16 protein-coding genes are annotated in these 19878 nt (G+C 62.6%); 7 read left to right on the top strand and 9 right to left on the bottom strand.

The features are described 5' to 3' along the window. Positions 1–89 precede the first annotated feature (89 nt). The 6 genes from KQ659_RS15580 to KQ659_RS15555 all read right to left on the bottom strand — a co-directional run bounded on the left by KQ659_RS15580 (position 90) and on the right by KQ659_RS15555 (position 5163). On the bottom strand, positions 90–593 hold the full coding sequence (locus KQ659_RS15580) for a DUF6702 family protein (protein WP_216680218.1): 504 nt from the start codon (positions 591–593) through the stop codon (positions 90–92). Positions 594–783: 190 nt separating this feature from the next. Continuing rightward, positions 784–1341, bottom strand: coding sequence for an IS630 family transposase (locus tag KQ659_RS15575; protein WP_262905480.1), 558 nt, complete (start codon positions 1339–1341; stop codon positions 784–786). Positions 1342–1343: 2 nt separating this feature from the next. Beyond that, positions 1344–1733 carry a COG3415 family protein gene (locus tag KQ659_RS15570; RefSeq protein ID WP_216688105.1) on the bottom strand — a complete coding sequence of 130 codons (390 nt, stop codon included), beginning with the start codon at positions 1731–1733 and terminating at the stop codon, positions 1344–1346. Positions 1734–1777: 44 nt separating this feature from the next. Next, entirely contained in the window at positions 1778–3124 is a 1347-nt protein-coding gene (rseP, locus tag KQ659_RS15565; RefSeq protein ID WP_216680219.1) for an RIP metalloprotease RseP, read from the bottom strand. Positions 3125–3277: 153 nt separating this feature from the next. Then, positions 3278–4444: a 1-deoxy-D-xylulose-5-phosphate reductoisomerase gene (locus KQ659_RS15560; RefSeq protein ID WP_216680220.1), complete on the bottom strand. Its 1167-nt coding sequence runs from the start codon at positions 4442–4444 to the stop codon at positions 3278–3280. Between the two features lie 53 nt (positions 4445–4497). After that, a complete protein-coding gene (locus tag KQ659_RS15555; RefSeq protein ID WP_216688252.1) occupies positions 4498–5163 on the bottom strand; it encodes a GAF domain-containing protein in 666 nt (221 codons plus the stop codon). A gap of 141 nt (positions 5164–5304) precedes the next feature. On the opposite strand from KQ659_RS15555, the gene KQ659_RS15550 reads away from it, so the two are divergent. After that, positions 5305–6465, top strand: coding sequence for an NAD(P)/FAD-dependent oxidoreductase (locus KQ659_RS15550; RefSeq protein WP_216680222.1), 1161 nt, complete (start codon positions 5305–5307; stop codon positions 6463–6465). A gap of 277 nt (positions 6466–6742) precedes the next feature. Further along, positions 6743–8287 (top strand): SulP family inorganic anion transporter, encoded by a 1545-nt coding sequence (locus KQ659_RS15545; protein ID WP_216680223.1) that lies wholly within the window; start codon positions 6743–6745, stop codon positions 8285–8287. Between the two features lie 242 nt (positions 8288–8529). Here KQ659_RS15545 and KQ659_RS15540 read toward each other — a convergent pair whose 3' ends face one another. The 3 genes from KQ659_RS15540 to gltB form a co-directional block, all read right to left on the bottom strand. Beyond that, on the bottom strand, positions 8530–9999 hold the full coding sequence (locus KQ659_RS15540; RefSeq protein WP_216688253.1) for a glutamate synthase subunit beta: 1470 nt from the start codon (positions 9997–9999) through the stop codon (positions 8530–8532). Between the two features lie 252 nt (positions 10000–10251). After that, on the bottom strand, positions 10252–10428 hold the full coding sequence (locus KQ659_RS21905; RefSeq protein WP_226915770.1) for a GIY-YIG nuclease family protein: 177 nt from the start codon (positions 10426–10428) through the stop codon (positions 10252–10254). A gap of 79 nt (positions 10429–10507) precedes the next feature. After that, the gene (gene gltB, locus KQ659_RS15530) at positions 10508–15031 is read right to left on the bottom strand and encodes a glutamate synthase large subunit (RefSeq protein WP_216688254.1); all 4524 of its coding nucleotides are present in this window, start codon (positions 15029–15031) and stop codon (positions 10508–10510) included. A 429-nt stretch (positions 15032–15460) separates the two neighbouring features. Between gltB and KQ659_RS15525 the strand changes: the two genes are divergently transcribed. The 5 genes from KQ659_RS15525 to KQ659_RS15505 all read left to right on the top strand — a co-directional run bounded on the left by KQ659_RS15525 (position 15461) and on the right by KQ659_RS15505 (position 19824). After that, on the top strand, positions 15461–16063 hold the full coding sequence (locus tag KQ659_RS15525) for a HupE/UreJ family protein (RefSeq protein ID WP_216688255.1): 603 nt from the start codon (positions 15461–15463) through the stop codon (positions 16061–16063). A 100-nt stretch (positions 16064–16163) separates the two neighbouring features. Further along, positions 16164–16904, top strand: coding sequence for an urease subunit beta (locus KQ659_RS15520; RefSeq protein ID WP_216688256.1), 741 nt, complete (start codon positions 16164–16166; stop codon positions 16902–16904). A 15-nt stretch (positions 16905–16919) separates the two neighbouring features. After that, a complete protein-coding gene (locus KQ659_RS15515; RefSeq protein ID WP_216688257.1) occupies positions 16920–17324 on the top strand; it encodes a hypothetical protein in 405 nt (134 codons plus the stop codon). A gap of 41 nt (positions 17325–17365) precedes the next feature. Continuing rightward, on the top strand, positions 17366–19084 hold the full coding sequence (gene ureC / locus KQ659_RS15510) for an urease subunit alpha (protein ID WP_216688258.1): 1719 nt from the start codon (positions 17366–17368) through the stop codon (positions 19082–19084). 68 nt (positions 19085–19152) lie between these two features. Further along, a complete protein-coding gene (locus KQ659_RS15505) occupies positions 19153–19824 on the top strand; it encodes an urease accessory protein UreF (protein ID WP_216686165.1) in 672 nt (223 codons plus the stop codon). Positions 19825–19878: the final 54 nt, after the last annotated feature.

The following is a 19878-nucleotide window of genomic DNA, read 5'->3' as shown; positions in this document are numbered from 1 at the left end:
TACGAATCAACGTTTACGAAATGCACGAAAAGGATGAGTTTCGTAAACGCCCAAAGGTGCGGGGACGCGGACTAAAAGGCCACGCTACGCTACCACGCCAGGGTCTCCTCCTCGTGGCCGGCGCGGAACAGCGCACTTTGCTTCTTGCCGTTGGCCTCGATGTTCACGATGTTCATCTGGTCGGCAAAGGTGTCGAGCAGCACGGCCTGGCGCAGCTTCACGGCCGTGACCGGGCCGGGCAGCGGCACTTTGCAATAGAACCAGCAGCCGTCGTTTTCGGCCTGCATGCCCAGCACTTGCAGCAGCAGCGGCTTGCCCGTCACCACGCTCACCTGCAGGGTGCGCTGGAAGTAGGCCGTGGCCAGCACCAGCGGGCGCGGCCCGGCATCGGTGAGGTTCACGCGCGTGGGCTGGCCCTGCGAAAGCGCCTTCTCGAAGTCATCGACGAAGACTTTAACCGAAATTTCCAGCTGCTTTTTGGCCGCGTTGTAGCGCAGCTCCGTGATGGTGGAGTGGTAGGCGTGGAACGCCGGCGCGGCCCCGGCCAGCGGAAACAGCAGCAGTAAGGCGGCAACAAAGGGGAGCAGGCGCATGGGAAAGCGTTGGTTTGGGGCGAATGCAAACGAAAAAAGAACGTCATGCTGAGCGGAGCCGAAGCATCTCGCGTGCCATAGTAATTCAATCGTTGGACGAGGGGATTACTACCACACGCGAGATGCTTCGGCTCCGCTCAGCATGACGTTCTTCTGTGGTGGTTCGGTTCCGCTTACAGCGGTTTCCAAATCACTGTACATGATATCCGCAATGGTCAAACCAGTTCTTGGCATCCTGTTCGGTTATCCAGTCGGCGGCGGTCCGGATGGCTTCCTCCAGCAAGTCGCGGGTGCGGGCTTTCGCGGTGCGCAACCAGGTCTTGAGTTTGCTAAAAGCGAGTTCAATGGGATTGAAATCCGGCGAATAGGGCGGCAGGTAGCGCAGCCGAGCCCCGTACTTTTTCACGATTTCGTCCAAGCCTTCCACCTTGTGTACCGACAGATTATCGAGCACTACTACGTCGCCCGGCCGCAGGTTGGGGCCGAGCACCTGGTCGAGGTAGGCGGCAAACACGTCGCCATTAACGGCCCCGTTAACGCTCAACAAGGCTCCGAGCCCGTCCGGGGTCAGGGCGGCGATGAGCGTCACGTTCGGGCCGCCGTGCAACGGCACGGCCTGGTCCAGGCGCTGGCCGGCCGGGGCCCGGCCGTAACGGCGGCAGTAGGTGAGGTTGGTGCTCGTCTCGTCCACGAACACGAAACGGCGCACATCTTCTTCCTGAATGGCTTCCAAAAATAAGCGGCGCATGGCTACGACGCGTTCGGTGTCACGCTCGGCGGCGTGGACGCTTTTTTTTTGCGCCCCCATCCCAGGCGCTCCACCGCCCGCCACGTACTCGTGCGGCTCAGGGCCGGACCGTCGGCGGCGAGCAGGGCCGTGGCCAGTTCGGCCAGGGTCGCGTCGGGCTGCGCCACCAGACAGGCCCGCAATAGGTCCTGGCCAGCCGGGTCCAGGCGCGGCAGTGGGCCGCCGTTCGCGGGCAGGGCCGCCAGCGAACCGCTCGTGCGCTGCCGGCGCAAAAGCTTGTCCACGAAGGAGATGGAGACGCTAAATTGCGCCGCCACCTGATAAATCCGGGCCTGCGGTGCGGCACATGCCGCCGCTACCCGTTCCCGCAAATCAATCGAATATGCTTTCATAACGCAAGGTGCATCAGATTCTGTACACTAAATTGGAAACCGCTCTAGTGAAACAGCTTCATCACCTGCTTAAACACAATCACATACGCCATCAGGGCCAGAATCATCACCGTGCCCACGCGCTGGGCACCTTCCAGAAACTTGTCCGACGGCTTGCGGCGCAGAATCATCTCGTAGAGCAGGAACACGACGTGGCCGCCATCGAGGGCCGGAATGGGCAGCAGGTTCATGAAAGCCAGCACCATGCTCAGGCCGCCGGCCAGGCCCCAGAAGTGCTGCCAGTCCCAGATGCCGCCGAACTGCTGCGCAATCTCCACCGGTCCGCCCAGGCTTTCCGAGGCCGAAGCCTCGCCCTTGAAAATCTTGCCGAAGGCGCGGGCCTGCAAGCCAATTACCCCGAAGGCCTTGCTCACGCCCTGCGGAATGGACTCGGCCAGCGTGTACTGGCGGGTGCCGAGCTGCAGGGTCGATTTGCGCTCGAAACCGATGCGGCCCGAGCTAGTGACCGGAATGTTGAGCGTGAGGGGCTGGCCGCCGCGCTCCACCAGCACGGGCACGGTTTTGTCCTTATTGGCCAGCAGGGTGGCTTGCAGCTCGTCGAAAAACTGCACCGGCTGGCCGGCCACATTCGTAATCACGTCGCCCACCTGCAGGCCGGCTTTGGCGGCGTTGCCGCCGGGCGTCACGCGGTCCACGGCGAAAGTTTCGCGGGGGCGCACCAGCAGGCTGTCGGCACTTTGCTTGCCGAATTTATCGAGGAAGTTTTTTGGGATTTTGATGTCGGCCAGCTGGCCGTTGCGCTCCACGGTGTAGTAGGAGTTGTCGCCCATAATCACCTCGGGCTTGTACACATCGTCGAACTCATCAAACGGCCGGCCGTTGATTTTTACGATTTTATCGCCGGTGCGGAAGCCGATTTCGCGGCCCAGGCCGTTGGGCAGGATGCCGTAGCGGGCCTCCGAAGCCGGCAGGAACGTGTCGCCGTAGTGCGCCGTCATGGCCGTGAAGATGATGATACCCAGAATCACGTTCATGATGATGCCGCCGAGCATCACCAGCAGGCGCTGCCAGGCGGGCTTGCCCCGGAACTCGTCGGGCTGCGGCGGGCCAGCCAGGGCCGAGGCGTCCTGCGTCTCGTCAATCATGCCGTGAATCTGCACGTAGCCGCCCAGCGGGAACCAGCCAATGCCGTACTCCGTCTCGCCAATCTTCTTTTTGACCAGCGCGAAGTTGGCCACGTTGGGCATCGGAAACAGGAAGTCGAAGAAGATGTAGAACTTATCGACCCGGATTTTAAAGAGCTTGGCGAAGGCGAAATGGCCGAATTCGTGCAAGCCAACGAGGATAGAAAGGGCCAGCACAAGCTGGCCAATCATGGTGAGGATAGCCAAGGGAAACGAACTAGATAAGGAGAAGTTGAGAAAGAATTAAGTACGTCATGCAGAGCGCAGCGAAGCATCTTGCCCGCCACAACTAATCAAAGCGTTTCAACGAAGCGGGCAAGATGCTTCGCTTCGCTCTGCATGACGTTCTGGCCGGTGACGTTAGACCAGGGTTTCGGCCAGCCGCCGCGTTTCCGCGTCAGTCGCCACCAGGTCAGCTAATATTGGCTCTGCAAGGTACGATACCCGCGCCAGGCACTCGGCCACGAGGTCTGACATCTGGCGGAAGCCGACCTGCTCCCGCAAAAATGCGGCCACGGCCACTTCGTTGGCCGCGTTGAGGATGCAGGGCGCGTTGCCGCCGCGCCGCATGGCCCCGAAAGCCAGCTCTAAGTTGGGAAACGCGGCCCGGTCGGGCGCTTCGAAGGTGAGCGTGGGATAGTCGAGGAAGGAGAAGCGCGGGAATGTGTTTGCCAACCGCTGCGGGTAGCCCAGCGCGTACTGGATGGGCAGCTTCATATCGGGTAGGCCCAGCTGGGCTTTCAGCGAGCCATCCTCGAACTGCACCAGCGAGTGCACGATGCTTTGGGGGTGCACCACCACGTCAATCTGCTCATTGCTAAGGCCAAACAGCCACTTGGCTTCAATGACTTCGAGGCCCTTGTTCATGAGCGAGGCCGAGTCGATGGTGATTTTGGCCCCCATGTCCCAGTTGGGGTGTTTCAGGGCCTGGGCCTTGGTCACGGCCTCCATCTGCTGGGCGGTGCGGCCCCGGAAGGGCCCGCCCGAGGCTGTGAGGATGATTTTCTCGATGGGATTGGCTTCCTCGCCCACCAGGCACTGGAAAATGGCCGAATGCTCGGAATCGACGGGCAACAGGCGCACGTTGTGCTGCTTGATGAGACTGGTAATCAGTTCGCCGGCCACTACCAGCGTTTCCTTGTTGGCGAGGGCAATATCCTTGCCCGCCCGGATGGCGGCCACCGTGGGCAGCAGCCCGGCGTAGCCCATGAGGGCGGTGAGCACGATGTCGATTTCGGGGCGCGTTACCACTTCGGCCAGGGCGGCGGTGCCGGCCAGGACTTCGGTTTCGGGCTGGTCGGCCAGGGCCTCTTTCAGGTTGTGATACAGGCTTTCATCACCGATAACCACAGCGGCGGGCCGAAACTCGCGGGCCTGCCGGGCCAGCAGCTCCCATTGTCGTTGCGCGCTCAGCACCGCCACCCGGAACCGGCCCGGCTGCTGCCGCACCACTTCCAGCGCCTGCGTGCCAATAGAACCCGTTGCGCCGAGCAGGGCCAGCGTTTTTACCTTTATTTCTTCAACCATAATGATGCAAACACGGAAACGGGGCAAAAGTACACCGTCCCCGCGCTCAAGGGCTACACCCGCTTGAGCGCGGCGGTCACAAACTGGTCAACCACATCGGCGATGCCCTGCACTTCGGCCACCACGGGCTCGGTGAGCTGGGCGGGGCCGCCGGGGGGCGTGGTGCGCTCGGCCAGGGCGCTAAGGCGGCCCAACTGCCCGCCAATGGCGCGGTACACGGGGTCCCAGAGCACGGCGGTGCGGTCGGCGTGCGCGTCCAGGGTGCGGCGCAACTCCAGCAGGCGCATCACCAGGATGGCCAGGGTGGCCCGCTCGATAGGTGCAAACTGCTGGGGCGGGCCATTGTACACGCACAGTGAGCCGAGGTTGTAGCCGTCGGGCGTGCGCAGTTTGTGGCCGGCATAAAAGCTCAGGCCCAGCTGCTGAAGCAGGGAAATGTCGACGCCCGGCGCACTCTTTTGGTTGAGGTCTTCGAACACGGCCGTGTCGTGTTGCAGAATGGTGGCCGAGTACAGGCTTTGCTCGCGGGGGATGCGCTCGATGGGCACGGGCAGGTTGTAGGGCGCTTTCACCAGCACCTGGTCTTTCGCCACGATGGAGAGCATGGCGTTGGGAACGCCGAAGAGCTGGGCCGTGGCGGCTACCACGTCGTCGAAAATTGGTTCGCGGTGCGCGTCCAGCAGCTGGTAGCGGCAGGGCCTGGAGGTGGGCCGCGTCATCGGCCGGGAGCAGGATGTTCGGTAGAAGCAGTCAAGGCCAGGAAATGAAGTGTAGCTGAATGTACGCAAAGCCGCCGAAAATGTGGCCGGGCCACCCGCGCTTCGGCCCACTGCCCGGGCGCGGCTACTACCTTTGGGCTCGTGCCTGTTTCTTCCCTCTTTGATTACGACGTGGCCATCGTTGGTGCCGGGCCGGCCGGCGCGGCCTGCGCGCTGGCCCTGCGCCACCGCGGCCTGCGCGTGGCCCTGTTGGACAAGGCCCGGTTCCCGCGCGATAAAGTGTGCGGCGATGCCATCCCCGGCCAGGCCTTCAAAGCCCTGCGCCAGCTCGACCCGGCGTTTGTGGAGGCGCTTTGGCAGCTGCAGCCGCGCGACGACGTGCGCGACTCCCGCCTCGTGGCTCCCAGCGGCACCAGCCTCACGCTGCAATGGACGCTGCCCAGCTTCAACAGCCCCCGCGAAACGTTCGACGCGGCGCTGCTGGCGCTGGTGCGCCAGCATTCAGCCACCGAAATTCTCGAAAACACCGGCCTCAAAACCCTGCAAATCGAGCCCGACCATGCCCGCTTGACGACCACCGAGGGCCGCGAAATTACCGCGCAGCTAGTCATCGGCTGCGATGGGGCTAACTCGGCCGTGGGCCGCAAGCTGCTGCCCGCGCCGCTCGACCGCGCCCACCACTGCGCCGGCGTGCGGGCCTACTACGAAAACGTGGCCGGGGCCAGCAGCGGCACCACCGAGTTTTTCCTCAGCAGCGACTACCTGGCTGGCTACGTGTGGTTGTTTCCTGTGGGCGGGGGGCGCTACAACGTGGGCCTGGGCATGCTGGCCGAAATCGTTTCGCAGCACAAAGTCGACCTCAAGGAAACGCTCACGCGGGTGCTGGCCACGCACCCCGAGCTGGCCGGGCGCTTCGCCCAGGCGCGGGCGCTGGGGCCTATCGTGGGCTTTGGCCTGCCGCTGGGTGGCGGGCGGGTGCGCAACATCAGCGGCCGCCGGTTTATGCTGTGCGGCGATGCGGCTTCGCTCATCGACCCCTTGCAGGGCCACGGCATCGACACGGCCATTCAGAGCGGAATATTGGCCGGAACGCAGGCAGCGGCCTGCTTTACGAAGCAGGATTTCAGCGCCGAATTCATGCGGGAATACGATGCGCGGGTGGCCCACCAAATCGGGCGGAAGCTGGCCAAAAGCTACCGCCTCATGCGCTTCCTCAGCAACAAGGCGTGGCTGGTGAACGCGGCCGTGCGCCTGGCCCGCGTGCCTGGGCTGAAGCCCTGGGTGCAGCGGGCAATAGGGTAGGGGGGCGAAGCGAGCCGCTACTGTCCGGCCCGTTCATTGCTTGGCAAACCGCTGCAACACGCTGCCAGCCTGCGGTTCCGGGGCCGGTTTTGCGCCGCAAATTTTGCGGCAGTGCCACCCGCTGCGTCCGGCGGCCTTACCTTTGCAGGCAGATATGCCCTCCTTTATCCCCGCTATTTTCAAGCTCACCCCACCCTGAGGACTGGCCCGAAACCCTGGTGCCGCCGCTTCCCGCCGGAAGCGTGCGGCTTTTCTTTTGCCTCTTCCCTGGTTGTTTATGACTTCTGTTTCTTCCTATTTATCACAGTACCGACGCAACGCTAAAAACGAAATCCTAGCCGGCCTCACCACCGCGCTGGCGCTGGTGCCCGAGGTAGTAGCCTTCGCGCTGCTGGCCCACATCAGCCCGTTGGTGGGCATTGGCTCAGCGTTTATTATTTGCTTGATTACGAGTGTTTTTGGTGGCCGTCCGGGTATGATTTCCGGCGCGGCGGGCTCGGTGGCCGTCGTTATTGTGAGTCTGGTGGCGCAGCACGGCGTCGAATACCTGTTTGTGGCCGTGGCGCTGATGGGCCTGATTCAGATTGCCATCGGGCTGCTGCGGCTGGGCAAGTTTATCCGGCTGGTGCCGCAGCCGGTGGTATATGGCTTCGTTAATGGCTTGGCCGTTATCATTTTTATGGCCCAGCTGGAGCAGTTTAAGGTGCGCGACGCGGCCGGGGCCGAGTACTGGCTCATGGGTACGCCGCTGCTGCTGATGGCCGGGCTGGTGGCCCTCACCATGGCCATCGTGTACTTCCTGCCCCGGCTCACCAAGGCGGTGCCGGCTTCGCTGGTGGCCATTGTGACGGTGTCGGCGCTGGTGATTTTTGGCGGACTGCAAACCAAGGCCGTAGGCGACATTGCCTCCATCGCGGGCGGGCTGCCCACGCTGCACCTGCCGCAGGTGCCGCTGAGTTGGGCCACGCTGGCCCTTGTGCTGCCTTATTCCATCATTATGGCGCTGGTGGGCCTCACCGAAAGCCTGCTCACCCTCACGGTGGTGGATGAAATGACCGACTCGCGCGGCCGGGGCAACCAGGACTGCGTGGCCCAGGGCCTGGCCAACGTGGCATCGGGCCTGACGGGCGGCATGGGTGGCTGCGCTATGATTGGGCAGACCATGGTGAACCTGGAGTCCGGCGGGCGTGGGCGGCTGTCGGGCGTGGTGTCGGCCGTGGCGCTGGCGTTGTTCGTGGTGGTGGGTGCCCCCGTAATTGAGCGCCTACCGCTGGCCGCGCTGGTGGGCGTGATGTTTATGGTCGTCATCGGTACGTTTGAATGGGCCAGCCTGCGCATTCTGCGCCGCATGCCCCGCACCGACGTGCTGGTAATGCTGCTCGTGACGGCCGTAACCGCCATTTCGCAGAACCTGGCGCTGGCCGTGCTGCTGGGCGTGGTGGTGTCGGCGCTGGCCTTTGCCTGGGAGAATGCCAAGCGCATCCGGGCCCGCCACCACATAGACGCGGCCGGGGTGAAGCACTACGAAATCTACGGGCCACTCTTCTTCGGCTCAGTGCAGGCCTTCGGCGAGAAGTTCGACGTGGCCACCGACCCGGCCCAAGTCATTGTGGATTTCCGCGAAAGCCGGGTGGCCGATATGTCGGCCCTCGACGCCCTGCACAAGCTGACCGAGCGCTACCACCGCGCCGGCAAAACCCTGCACCTGCGCCACCTCAGCCCCGACTGTCGCCAGCTGCTGGGCAAGGCCGGCGCGCTTATTGACGTGAATATTGAGGATGACCCGCTGTATTTGGTGGCGGGGGCGAATCGGGCGTATTGAGTAGGCAAAGAACTGGCGCGAGTTTAGCGCAGCGTAACTCGTGCCGGACATCCGGGCGAGGCTGCGCCTCGAAACCGAACAATGCCGTAGGAATAGTTTAGCGGCGCGGTGCGGGACTGCCGCTGGCGCGGCATTGGAGGCGCAGCCTCCAAGTTATGGTCGGTCACGAGTTGCGTTGCGCTAAACTCGCGCCAGTTCAAGGTATAACCGGTTGTGATAGAGTAGTTTAGGTGCCAAATTTCTCAAGCAAACATCCCCACCGCATTCTTGCTCGGCAGGGCCGTCTTGCCGGTCAGGAATATGTCAACTTCCCGCGCGGCCTCGCGGCCTTCCGAGATGGCCCAGACGACCAATGACTGGCCCCGGCGCATGTCGCCGGCCACGAACACGTTGGGGCGGGAGGTGCGGTAGGCTTGTTCGTCGGCGCGCACGTTGCCGCGCTCGTCGAGGGCCAGGCCCAGCTCGGTGAGCAGGCCGGTTACGCGGGGGCCGGTGAAGCCCAGGGCCAGCAGCACGCGCTGGCAGGGGATTTCGCGGTCCGAATCGGGCACTTCCTCGAAGCGGATACGGCGGCCCAGCACATCGGTTTCCCAGGTCACGTCGCTCACGCGCAGGGCGCGGAGCTGGCCGGCCTCGTCGGCCAGGAAGGCTTTGGTGTTGATGCCCCAGTAGCGCTGGCAGCCTTCCTCGTGCGAGGTGCTGCTGCGGAAAATGTGGGGCTCCTGCGGCCAGGGCGTGTGTGCGGGGCGCTCAGCGCCGGGCTGGTGCATGAGGGCAAATTGCGTGACCGAGCGCGCCCGCTGGCGGTTGGCGGTGCCCACGCAGTCGGAGCCCGTATCACCGCTGCCGATGACCACCACGTCCTGGCCCTCCACCCAGATTTCGTCGTCCTCGATGCCCAGCTCGCTCACCCGGCGGTTGTGCTGCGTGAGGTAGTCCATGGCGAAGTAAATGCCCGGCAGCTCGCGGCTGGGAATGGTCAGGTCGCGCGGCACGCTGGCGCCGCCGGCCAGCACCACGGCATCGAAGGTGGCGGTGAGTTCAGCCCCCGAGATGTCGTGGCCGATTTCGACGCCGCAGCGGAAGCTGATGCCATCGTCTTCGAGCAGCTTGATGCGGCGGTCGATGACCCACTTATCGAGCTTGAAATCGGGGATGCCGTAGCGGAGCAGGCCGCCGGGCCGGTCGTCGCGCTCGAACACGGTGACGGTGTGGCCGGCCCGCGCCAGCTGCGCCGCTGCCGCCAGCCCCGCCGGGCCGGAGCCCACCACGGCCACCGTCTTACCCGATTTCAGGACCGGCGCCGTGGGCTGCACGTAGCCCTTGGCGAAGGCAATTTCGATGATGTGCTTTTCGATTTCCTCAATGGCCACCGGGCTGCTGTGGATGCTGAGCACGCAGGCCGCCTCGCATGGCGCGGGGCAGATGCGGCCGGTGAACTCCGGGAAGTTGTTGGTGGCGGAGAGAATCTGGTAGGCGTTTTCCCACTTTTCCTCGCGCACGGCATCGTTGAATTCGGGAATGATGTTGCCCAGCGGGCAGCCCGAGTGGCAGAATGGGATGCCGCAGTCCATGCAGCGGCCCGCCTGCTGGGTGAGTTGGTCTTCGGCGTAGGTGCCCACGAACTCGCGGTTGTGGGCCACGCGCTCCTGCGGCGCGGCTTTGGAAGGGAGCTCGCGGGAGAATTCTTTGAAACCGGTGGGGTTGGCCATGGGTCGTTGGGATTATTTAGAACGTCATGCAGAGCGCAGCGAAGCATCTCGCGTGCTGATACTAGATTAGTAATCAGACGTCAGCAGGTCGCTGCGCTCCGTTCTGCATGACGTTCTGATTTCTTAGATTTCATTATTTGGACCGGTCCAGGTTTCTAGGTCGATGGCTTCCCAATTGGGGTTGAAGCCAGCAATGAGTTTTTCCTTTTTGGCGCGGCTCCAGCCTTTCAGCTCTTTCTCGTGGGTAATGGCTTACTTGGGGTCAGGGCAGAGCTCGAAGTAGACGAATAAATTGGCTTGGTAGCGGCCGGTGAATTTGTTACCGCTGCCTAACGTGTCGCCGTGTTCGGCTAGGCGGCGGTTTAGGTCATTCGTGACACCAGTGTAGAGAACGGTTCGATTGGGATTGGTGAGCATGTACACGTACATGGTGGGTAGGATTTGAAGGTGTTTTTAGAACGTCATGCAGAGCGTAGCGAAGCATGACGTTCTGCATGACGTTCAAATATCACCCCACCGTCGCATACCGAGCCTTCGCCAGCACCTTCTTATACTCGCTCGGGAACACCTTCACAAACTTGCCGGCTTCCTCCGCCCAGCTGCCCAGCAGGAAGGCTGCCACTTGGCTGCCAGTCAGCTCCACGTGCTGCCGGAGCAGCTCCTGAATCTGGTCCTCGTCCTCAGTGTCGAGGGGGTCTAGTTCCACCATTTCGGGGTTGCAGTTTTCGGGAAAGGTGCCGTTGGGGTCGTAAATCCAGGCGATGCCGCCGCTCATGCCGGCGGCGAAGTTGCGGCCCGTCTGGCCCAGGATGAGGGCGCGTCCTCCCGTCATGTATTCGCAGCCGTGGTCGCCTACGCCTTCCACCACGGCGGTGGCACCGGAGTTGCGGACGGCGAACCGCTCGCCAGCCTGCCCGCGCACGAACAGCGCGCCGGAGGTGGCCCCGTACAGCGCCACGTTGCCGATGAGGATGTTGTTTTCGGGCACGAACGTGGCGGCGGCATCCGGGAAAATGGCCAGCCGGGCCCCGCTGAGGCCCTTGCCTACGTAGTCGTTGGCCTCGCCTTCGAGCGAAAACGATAGGCCCGCTACGCTGAACGCGCCGAAACTCTGCCCCGCCGAGCCGTGGAAGCGGTAGTTAATCGTGTTGTCGGGCAGGCCGGCGGCGTGGTAGCGCTTGGCAATCTCATTCGAGAGCAGCGTGCCGATGGTGCGGTCGGTGTTGTGCACCTCGAACTCGCCGTAGACCGGCGTCTGGTGGTCCAGGGCCGGCTGGGCGTGCGCCAGCAGCTGCCAGTCGAGGACGTTATCGAGGCCGTGGTCCTGCGCTTCGCTCTGATACAGGGTACCGCCAGAGATGTTGGCAGCAGGATGCAGCATGCCGCTCAGGTCGAGATGGCGGGCTTTCCAGTGGGTGATGCCCTCGCGTACCTTCAGGAATTCGGGGCGACCCACCATCTCATTTATCGTGCGGAAACCCAGCTCGGCCATGATTTCGCGCAGCTCCTCGGCCAGGAAGCGGAACAGGTTTACGATGTGCTCGGGCTGGCCGGTGAAGAGCTTGCGCAGCTCGGGGTCCTGGGTGGCCACGCCCACGGGGCAGGTGTTGAGGTGGCATTTGCGCATCATCACGCAGCCGCCGGCTACCAGCGCGGCGGTGGCTACGCCCCATTCTTCGGCCCCCAAAAGCGCCGCTACGGCCAGGTCGCGGCCAGTTTTCAGCTGGCCGTCGGCTTGCAGCACCACGCGGCTGCGCAGCTGGTTCTGCACCAGGGTCTGGTGGGCTTCGGCCAGGCCCAGCTCCCAGGGCAGGCCGGCGTGCTTGATGGAACTGATGGGTGAGGCGCCCGTGCCGCCGTCGTAGCCGGCAATCAGAATCACGTCGGCGTGGGCCTTAGCCACTCCGGCCGCGATGGTGCCCACGCCCGCCTTGCTCACCAGCTTCACGTTGATGCGGGCGGCGCGGTTGGCGTTTTTTAGGTCGAAGATGAGCTGGGCGAGGTCTTCGATGGAGTAGATGTCGTGGTGGGGCGGGGGCGAAATCAGGCCGACGCCGGGCGTAGCGTGGCGCACCTTGGCAATCCACTCGTCCACCTTGTGGCCGGGGAGCTGGCCGCCCTCGCCGGGCTTGGCACCCTGGGCCATCTTGATTTGCAGCTCGTCGGCATTGGTCAGGTAATGCGCCGTCACGCCGAAGCGCGCCGAGGCCACCTGCTTGATGGCCGAGCGCATGGAGTCGCCGTTGGGCAGCACCTCGTAGCGCATCGGGTCCTCGCCGCCCTCGCCGGTGTTGCTCTTGCCGCCGATGCGATTCATGGCAATGGCCAGGGTGCTGTGCGCCTCGTGCGAAATCGAGCCAAACGACATGGCCCCGGTGGCAAAGCGCTTCAGGATGCCCTCAGCCGGCTCCACCTCGTCAATCGAAATCGGGTCGCGGTGGTGGGCAAAATCCAGCAGCCCGCGCAGCGTGAACATCTGCCGCGTCTGCTCATTGATGAGCTTAGCGTAGCGCTGGTAGGTGGCGTAGTTGTTCGTCCGCGTGGCGAGTTGGAGCAGATGCACCGTTTCGGGGTTGAACATGTGCGCCTCACCGCGCCGCCGCCAGTGGTAGAGGCCGCCGTCAGACAGCAGAATCTGCTCCTCGGGCGTGGTGGTTTTGAAGCCCTGGAAGTGCTTATAGAGTGTTTCGCGGGCAATTTCATCAAGTCCCAGCCCGCCGATGCGGGTGACCGCGCCGCAGAAATAAGCATCCACCACGGCCTGGTTGATGCCCAGAATCTCAAATACCTGCGCGCCGTGGTAGCTCTGCAAAGTCGAAATGCCCATTTTCGAGAAAATCTTCAGCAGGCCGTCGCACACGGCTTTGATGTAGTTGTAGGTCAGCTGCGACTGGTCCAGCGAGGTAGCCAGATGGCCGGCTTCGCGCATGGTGCGCACGGTGGCCAGCGCCAGGTAGGGGTTGATGGCCGTGGCCCCGAACGACAGCAAACAGGCGAAATGGTGCACTTCCCACACGTCGCCGGCTTCCACCACCAAGCCCACCGAACCCCGGAAACCGAGCTTAATCAGGTGATGATGCACGGCCGACACGGCCAGCAGCGACGGAATGGGCGCGTGCTCCGAATCCAAAGCGCGGTCCGACAAAATCAACACCTCGAAGCCGTCATTTACCGCATCTTCGGCGTAGCGGCAGAGGCGGGCGAGGCCGCGCTCTAGGGAGCCGGGGAGGCCGTCGGCCTTGAAATACGTTTGCAAGGTCTTGGCATTGAACATGCCGGTGTCGATGCTGCGGAGCTTTTCCAGCTCGTGGTTGCTCAGAATGGGCTGGCGCAGGGCCACGCAGTGGCAGTGGTGCTTGTCCTCGTCGAGGATGTTGCCGTTGTTGCCCAGGAACGTGGCCAGACTCATTACCAGCCGCTCCCGGATGGGGTCGATGGGCGGGTTGGTGACCTGCGCGAAAAACTGCTTGAAGTAGCTGCTCAGGTGCTGCGGCTGGTCTGAAAGCACAGCTAGCGGCACGTCCACACCCATCGAGCCGATAGGTTCCTTGGCGTCCAGCGCCATCGGCGTTATCAGCGCGTCGATGTCCTCGCGGGTGTAGCCGAACACCTGGTGGTACTTGAAAACCGCGTCGGCGGCCAAATTGGTGAACATCTGGCGCGGCTCGGGCAACTCTTCGAGGCGAATTTGGTACTCGTTCAGCCACGCGCCGTAGGGTTGGCGGCCGGCGGCCTGGGCCTTCAACTCCTCGTCGGTGATGATGCGACCGGCCACGGTATCCACCAGCAGCATTTTGCCGGGCTGCAGGCGGCCCTTCTGCACCACGGTGGCGGGGTCGATGTGGAGTACGCCGGCTTCGGAGGCCACCAGTACGCGGCCATCGGTAGTTTCGAGGTAGCGCAGGGGGCGGAGACCGTTGCGGTCGAGCATAGCCCCAATCTGGTGGCCATCGGTGAAGATGAGGGCGGCCGGGCCGTCCCAGGGCTCCATAAACGTGGCGTGGAACTCGTAGAAGGCCTTTTTCAGCGGGTCCATCTGGGTGTTGCCGTCCCAGGCTTCGGGCACCAGCATCATCATCACGTGCGGCAGCGGGCGGCCCGAGTGCAGTAGGATTTCCACCACGTTATCGAGGCAGGCCGAGTCCGACTGCCCGGCATCGACCACCGGCAGCAGCATGTCCATTTCCGCCGCCGAGAAGTAGGGCGACACGTAGTTGCGCAAGCCCGCGTAAAACCAGTTCAGATTCCCCCGCAGGGTGTTGATTTCGCCATTATGCGCCAGGAAACGGAAGGGCTGGGCCAGCTTCCAGCTCGGAAACGTGTTGGTCGAAAACCGCGAATGCACCAGCCCGAAGGCCGATACCACCCGCTCGTCGCTGAGGTCGGGGAAGTAGCCGCGCACCTGGTAGGTGGTCAGCTGGCCCTTGTACACGATGGTTTTGCAGGAGAGCGAGGCGAAGTAAAACACGTCCATCGCGGCCGGCACGGTTTCGCGTACCGTCTTGAAAATCAGGCGGCGCAGCACGTAGAGCTTGCGCTCGAAGTCCTCGGCGGTGACGATGCCAGCCGGGCGGCCGAAAAACACCTGCTCCATCACCGGCTCGGCGGCCAGCGCCGTGGGACCGATGCCGGCCGGGTTCACCGGCAGGGGCCGGTAGCCCAGCAGTGGGAAGCCCAGCCGCGCCGCCGCGCCATTTATCACGTCGTGGCAGGCGGCGCGCAGGGCTTCGTCCTTCGGCAAAAAGGCGGTGCCCACGCCGTAGCTGCCCGGCTCGGGCAGACGGATGCTGAGAGCGGTGCATTCTTCGAGCAGGAACCAGTGCGGAATCTGAATGAGCAGGCCGGCTCCATCGCCGGAGTCGGTATCGCAGCCGCAGGCCCCGCGGTGCTCCATGTTTTCGAGCATGGTCAGCGCATCGACGACGGTCTGGTGGGTTTTGCGGCCATTGAGGTGGGTGATGAAACCGGTCCCGCAGGCATCGTGCTCAAATTCGGGGCGGTAGAGGCCCTGGGCGGTGTCGGTGGGTTGCATCGGAATTCTAATAATTCATGAAAAAGGGTGCCGCCGCTCGGCGGGAACATCCGCACGGGCAGACATAAAATCAGCTGCTTGCACACACTTGTTCACAAGTAACGGCCCGCAGCCGGGAGGTAAATTGGCGTTATCCGCGGCTTTACTATTTCCAGTGCGTAGTATTAACTAATAAATAGCTATTGGATAATGGATTGGGCGCAGCGATTGTACAAAGTCAAAACCAGTCGTTAGCGTACCCTGCGGCTAGTGAATGAACGTTCCCCAGCCGTCTGCCAAGCGGTGCGTAATGGTAAGTTACGGGAGCTTTTCTCAGATTCAGCAGCTATTCCGAAAAGTTTAGATTACTTTTTCAAAAAAATACGGTTGCCATAAAATTTGCGGGCCCCAAACGTTTCCAGTCGCTCTTTCTCTTTCACATCTCCTAAAATGCAAGGCCTGTTGCCCATTTTGTTTGCTTCAGTGGCCGGAATGGGGCATGCGTTCGAACCTGACCACCTGCTGGCCGTGGCGAATTTGATTTCGCGCCGCGATACCTTGGCCGCGGCCCTGCGCGACGGCATCTACTGGGGCCTGGGCCACACCACCACGCTGGTACTGGTGGGAGCCGTTATCTTGTTGGGCCGCGTCACGTTCCTTACTTCGCCGTGGTTTGAAGTCGCGGTCGGGGTGTTGCTTGTGGGCATGGGCGTCAGCCGCCTGCTGGAGCAGCGCCGGCCGCCCGCCAAAGTGCGGCCGGGCGCTGCGCCTTCGCGGGCGGCCTTTGCCGTGGGCCTGCTGCACGGTCTGGCTGGCAGCGGCGCGCTGGTATTGCTTGTGATGAGCGAAATTCGCAGCGTCTGGGTGAGCGTGGGCTACTTCGCGGTATTCGGCGTGGGCTCTATTCTGGGCATGTTTATCGTGGCCGGGTTGTGCAGCGTCCCGTTTACCAAACGTATGCGGATTAGCCGGGTGCTGAAAACCTCGGCCATTACGCTTTCTTCCTTGGTGTGCATCGTGTACGGCTGGCACATGATTTATGAGAACTTGTAGGGTGCGGGGCTTGCCCCCGCCCGTCGTTGCACGACATTCGCTGAAACCATAACCCAAAGCGGCGCGAACGCCGGGCGGGGGCAAGCCCCGCACCCTACTCATGCACCTCTCCCCCAAAGACCTCGACAAGCTCGTTCTCCACCAGGCCGGTTTCGTGGCGCAGAAGCGCTACGCCCGCGGTCTGCTCCTGAACTACCCCGAAGCCCTGGCCCTCATCGCCACGCAGCTGCTGGAGTTCATCCGCGACGGCGAGCGGGTGGCCGTGCTCATGGACAAGGGCAAGCAGCTGCTGGGCCTGGCCGACGTGCTGCCCGGCGTGGCCGACATGATTCACGAAGTCCAAATCGAAGGCACCTTCCCCGACGGCACCAAGCTCGTGACCGTGCACCACCCCATCTGCCGCGAAACCGGCGATGCTGCCCTGGCCCTCTACGGCTCCGGCCTCAGCAAAGTCTCGGCCCCCGGCGCCGCGCCCGCCAACGCCAGCCACCCCCAGCCCGGCGAATACCAACTGCACCCAGCCGGACTCATCCTCAACGAAAGCCGCGCCACGGTGGACGTGGACGTCGTGAACATGGGCGACCGGCCCGTGCAGGTCGGCTCGCACTATCCCTTCTTCGAAACCAACGCCGCGCTGCACTTCGACCGCGCGGCAGCCTACGGTTTCCGCCTCAACATCCCGGCCGGCACGGCGGTGCGTTTCGAGCCCGGCGAGCGCAAGCGCGTGCGCCTGGTGGCCCTGGCCGGCGAGCGCATCGTGTACGGCGGCAATGGGCTCATTGATGGAAAGCTGGATGATGCGGGCAAGAAGCAGCAGGCGCTGGAGAAACTTGACAAATAACTATACCCTTCAACTATGCATTTTTATCAAATGAAAAATACATCATGGATAATAGGGGCATTGTTCCTTGCCGCGTGTCAAGAAGTGGGGCCTTGTGAAAAAGCAAAGGAGTTTTTTCTTGGGAAAGAAACGAATTTAGTTATTCAAGATAAAGGCATTGTAGGGAATGTGTTAGATATAAAGGGTTATGAGCCAGAAACAAAAAGAAACATTCGCTACCAAGATACACATGGGCTCTATGTATTTATAAGGGACTCTACTGAATTAGGAGACACACTTCTAAAGCATAAAAATGAAACATGGTTTCTTCTTAAAAAGAAGAAATACAATATCAAATTTGGGATGAGCTGTAATGGTAATGAATACTTACAAACCATGCCTGAAAGGCTTGAAAAGAATGTGTTGCCGAAGAACGACTGAATAAAAAACGGTTTAAACCGTGCCCATAAACATTCAATTATATGTCCCTCCCCATCTCACGTCGCGCGTATGCCGACATGTACGGCCCCACCACCGGCGACCGGGTGCGCCTCGGCGATACCGGCCTGCTGATTGAAGTCGAGCGCGACTACTGCGTGTACGGCGAGGAATGCAAGTTCGGTGGCGGCAAGGTGCTGCGCGATGGCATGGGCCAGGCCGCCGGAATCGGCCCGGCCGACGCGCTGGATTTGGTCATCACCAACGCGCTGGTGGTCGATTACACCGGCATTTTCAAGGCCGACATCGGCATCAAGGGTGGGCGCATCGTGGGCATCGGCAAGGCCGGCAACCCGCACATCATGCCCGGCGTCACGCCCTGCATGGTGGTGGGCGTCACCACCGAAGTCATTGCCGGCGAAGGCCAGCTGCTCACCGCCGGCGGCATCGACTGCCACATCCACTTCATCAGCCCCCAACAGATACCGGAGGCGCTGGCTTCTGGGGTGACCACCATGATTGGGGGCGGAACCGGGCCGGCGGCGGGCACCAACGCCACCACCTGCACGCCCGGCGCGTTCTACCTCGAAACCATGCTGAAGGCCACCGAGGCCTACCCGCTCAACTTCGGGTTTCTGGCCAAGGGCAACTCCTCCCGGCCGGAGGGGCTGCGCGAGCAGGCCGAGGCCGGGGCGCTGGGCTTCAAGCTGCACGAGGACTGGGGCACCACCCCGGCGGCCATCGACATGTGCCTCAGCATTGCCGAGGAGTACGACGTGCAGGTCTGCATCCACACCGATACGCTGAACGAGAGCGGCTTCGTGGAAACCAGCACGGCGGCGTTTAAGGGCCGCACCATCCATTCCTACCACACCGAAGGGGCGGGGGGCGGCCACGCGCCCGACATCATCAAAATCTGCGGCGAGCCGAACGTCATTCCCTCGTCCACGAACCCCACGCGGCCCTTCACGGTGAACACCATCGACGAGCACCTCGACATGCTCATGGTCTGCCACCACCTCGACCGCAACATTCCCGAGGACGTAGCCTTCGCCGAAAGCCGCATCCGGGGCGAAACCATCGCCGCCGAGGACATCCTGCACGATATGGGCGCGCTCAGCATCATCAGCTCCGACTCGCAGGCCATGGGCCGGGTGGGCGAGGTCATCACCCGCACCTGGCAAACGGCCCACAAAATGAAGCAGCAGCGTGGCCCCCTGCCCGAAGACGCCGCCACCGGCCAGGCCGACAACTTCCGCGTGCGCCGCTACGTGGCCAAGTACACCATCAACCCGGCCCGCGCCCACGGCATTTCGCACGAAGTCGGCTCCGTCGAAATCGGCAAGCTGGCCGATTTGGTGCTCTGGAAACCCGCCTTTTTCGGCGCCCGGCCGGAGATGATTCTCAAGGGTGGCATCATCGCGCAGTCGCAGATGGGCGACGCCAACGCCTCCATTCCCACGCCGCAACCTTCCTTTTCGCGGCCCATGTTCGGCGCGCTGGGCGGGGCCATTGGGAAGAGCTCGATGGTGTTCGTATCGGGAGCTTCGGTTGAAAGAGTGCGGGCCGATTATGGGTTGACGAAGCAAGTAGTGGCGGTGAAGAACTGCCGGAATATCGGCAAGAAGGACATGGCCCTGAACGACTACCTGCCCAACATTTCGGTAGACCCGGAGACGTACCGGGTAATGGTGGACGGGCTGCACCTGACCTGCGAGCCGGCGGAGGTGCTGCCGCTGGCGCAGCTGTATAATCTGTTTTAATGTAGCGCGGACTTTTAGTCCGCGAGTCAGCCAATCCACCCGCGGACTAAAAGTCCGCGCTACATCCCATGCACTTCGCCCGCCTCCTGCACCTCGTCGATTCGGCCCTGCCCACCGGCTCGTTCGCCTATTCCTACGGCCTGGAAAGCAGCCACACCTTCGGCCTGCTCCGCTCCTCGGGCGACTTGCGCCAGTACCTGTATGCCTACCTGCAGCAGGCCGGCAGCGTCGAGCTGCCGTTCATGCATTCCGCCTTCCAGCTTACCGAAAAAAGCCCCAAATTTCTAACCCTCGCCGAAGAATACAACGCGCAACTCCTAGTGCCTGGCCTCTACAAAGCCAGCGCCGTGCAGGGCCGCAACTGGCTGAAACTGCTGGCCACCTTCTACCCGGAAGCCGAATTGGAATGCATTACCAACTGGTTTGCCACGCAGGAAACTCCGCCGCATTTCACGCTGGTTTTCACGCTGGCCTTGCAGCGGGCAGGTTTCGCGCTAGACGAGCTACAGGCCATGTACCTGCACATGCTGCTGCGCGACCAGCTCAGCGCCGCCATTCGCCTCGGGTTGCTGGGGCCGCTGGAGGGGCACCAGCTGCAACACGATTTCTACGCAGTGTTCGAGCATATTCTGGCGGCGCAGGCAGGGAAAGGATATGGAGAAGCCGTGCGCTCGGCGTTTATGCTCGATGTGGCGCAGGTGCTGCACGAGGATATTTATTCCAAGCTTTTCCAGAACTAATGTAGCGCGGACTTTTAGTCCGTGAGTCCAAATCAATCCACACATCCGCGGACT

It is taken from the genome of Hymenobacter siberiensis (assembly GCF_018967865.2).
GTDB lineage: Bacteria > Bacteroidota > Bacteroidia > Cytophagales > Hymenobacteraceae > Hymenobacter > Hymenobacter siberiensis.
Note: the sequence above shows the minus strand (reverse complement) of the source record. Positions and strands in the feature narration are given on the sequence as shown.

What these genes read in the sequence shown, in the direction of transcription:
- KQ659_RS15520 (WP_216688256.1), top strand. Translation starts at nt 16,164, where the DNA reads ATGCACCTCTCCCCCAAAGACCTCGACAAGCTCGTTCTCCACCAGGCC.
- KQ659_RS15560 (WP_216680220.1), bottom strand. Translation starts at nt 4,444, where the DNA reads ATGGTTGAAGAAATAAAGGTAAAAACGCTGGCCCTGCTCGGCGCAACG.
- KQ659_RS15515 (WP_216688257.1), top strand. Translation starts at nt 16,920, where the DNA reads ATGCATTTTTATCAAATGAAAAATACATCATGGATAATAGGGGCATTG.
- KQ659_RS15555 (WP_216688252.1), bottom strand. Translation starts at nt 5,163, where the DNA reads ATGACGCGGCCCACCTCCAGGCCCTGCCGCTACCAGCTGCTGGACGCG.
- KQ659_RS15545 (WP_216680223.1), top strand. Translation starts at nt 6,743, where the DNA reads ATGACTTCTGTTTCTTCCTATTTATCACAGTACCGACGCAACGCTAAA.
- KQ659_RS15570 (WP_216688105.1), bottom strand. Translation starts at nt 1,733, where the DNA reads ATGAAAGCATATTCGATTGATTTGCGGGAACGGGTAGCGGCGGCATGT.
- KQ659_RS21905 (WP_226915770.1), bottom strand. Translation starts at nt 10,428, where the DNA reads ATGTACGTGTACATGCTCACCAATCCCAATCGAACCGTTCTCTACACT.
- KQ659_RS15525 (WP_216688255.1), top strand. Translation starts at nt 15,461, where the DNA reads ATGCAAGGCCTGTTGCCCATTTTGTTTGCTTCAGTGGCCGGAATGGGG.
- KQ659_RS15580 (WP_216680218.1), bottom strand. Translation starts at nt 593, where the DNA reads ATGCGCCTGCTCCCCTTTGTTGCCGCCTTACTGCTGCTGTTTCCGCTG.
- gltB (WP_216688254.1), bottom strand. Translation starts at nt 15,031, where the DNA reads ATGCAACCCACCGACACCGCCCAGGGCCTCTACCGCCCCGAATTTGAG.
- KQ659_RS15505 (WP_216686165.1), top strand. Translation starts at nt 19,153, where the DNA reads ATGCACTTCGCCCGCCTCCTGCACCTCGTCGATTCGGCCCTGCCCACC.
- KQ659_RS15575 (WP_262905480.1), bottom strand. Translation starts at nt 1,341, where the DNA reads ATGCGCCGCTTATTTTTGGAAGCCATTCAGGAAGAAGATGTGCGCCGT.
- KQ659_RS15540 (WP_216688253.1), bottom strand. Translation starts at nt 9,999, where the DNA reads ATGGCCAACCCCACCGGTTTCAAAGAATTCTCCCGCGAGCTCCCTTCC.
- ureC (WP_216688258.1), top strand. Translation starts at nt 17,366, where the DNA reads ATGTCCCTCCCCATCTCACGTCGCGCGTATGCCGACATGTACGGCCCC.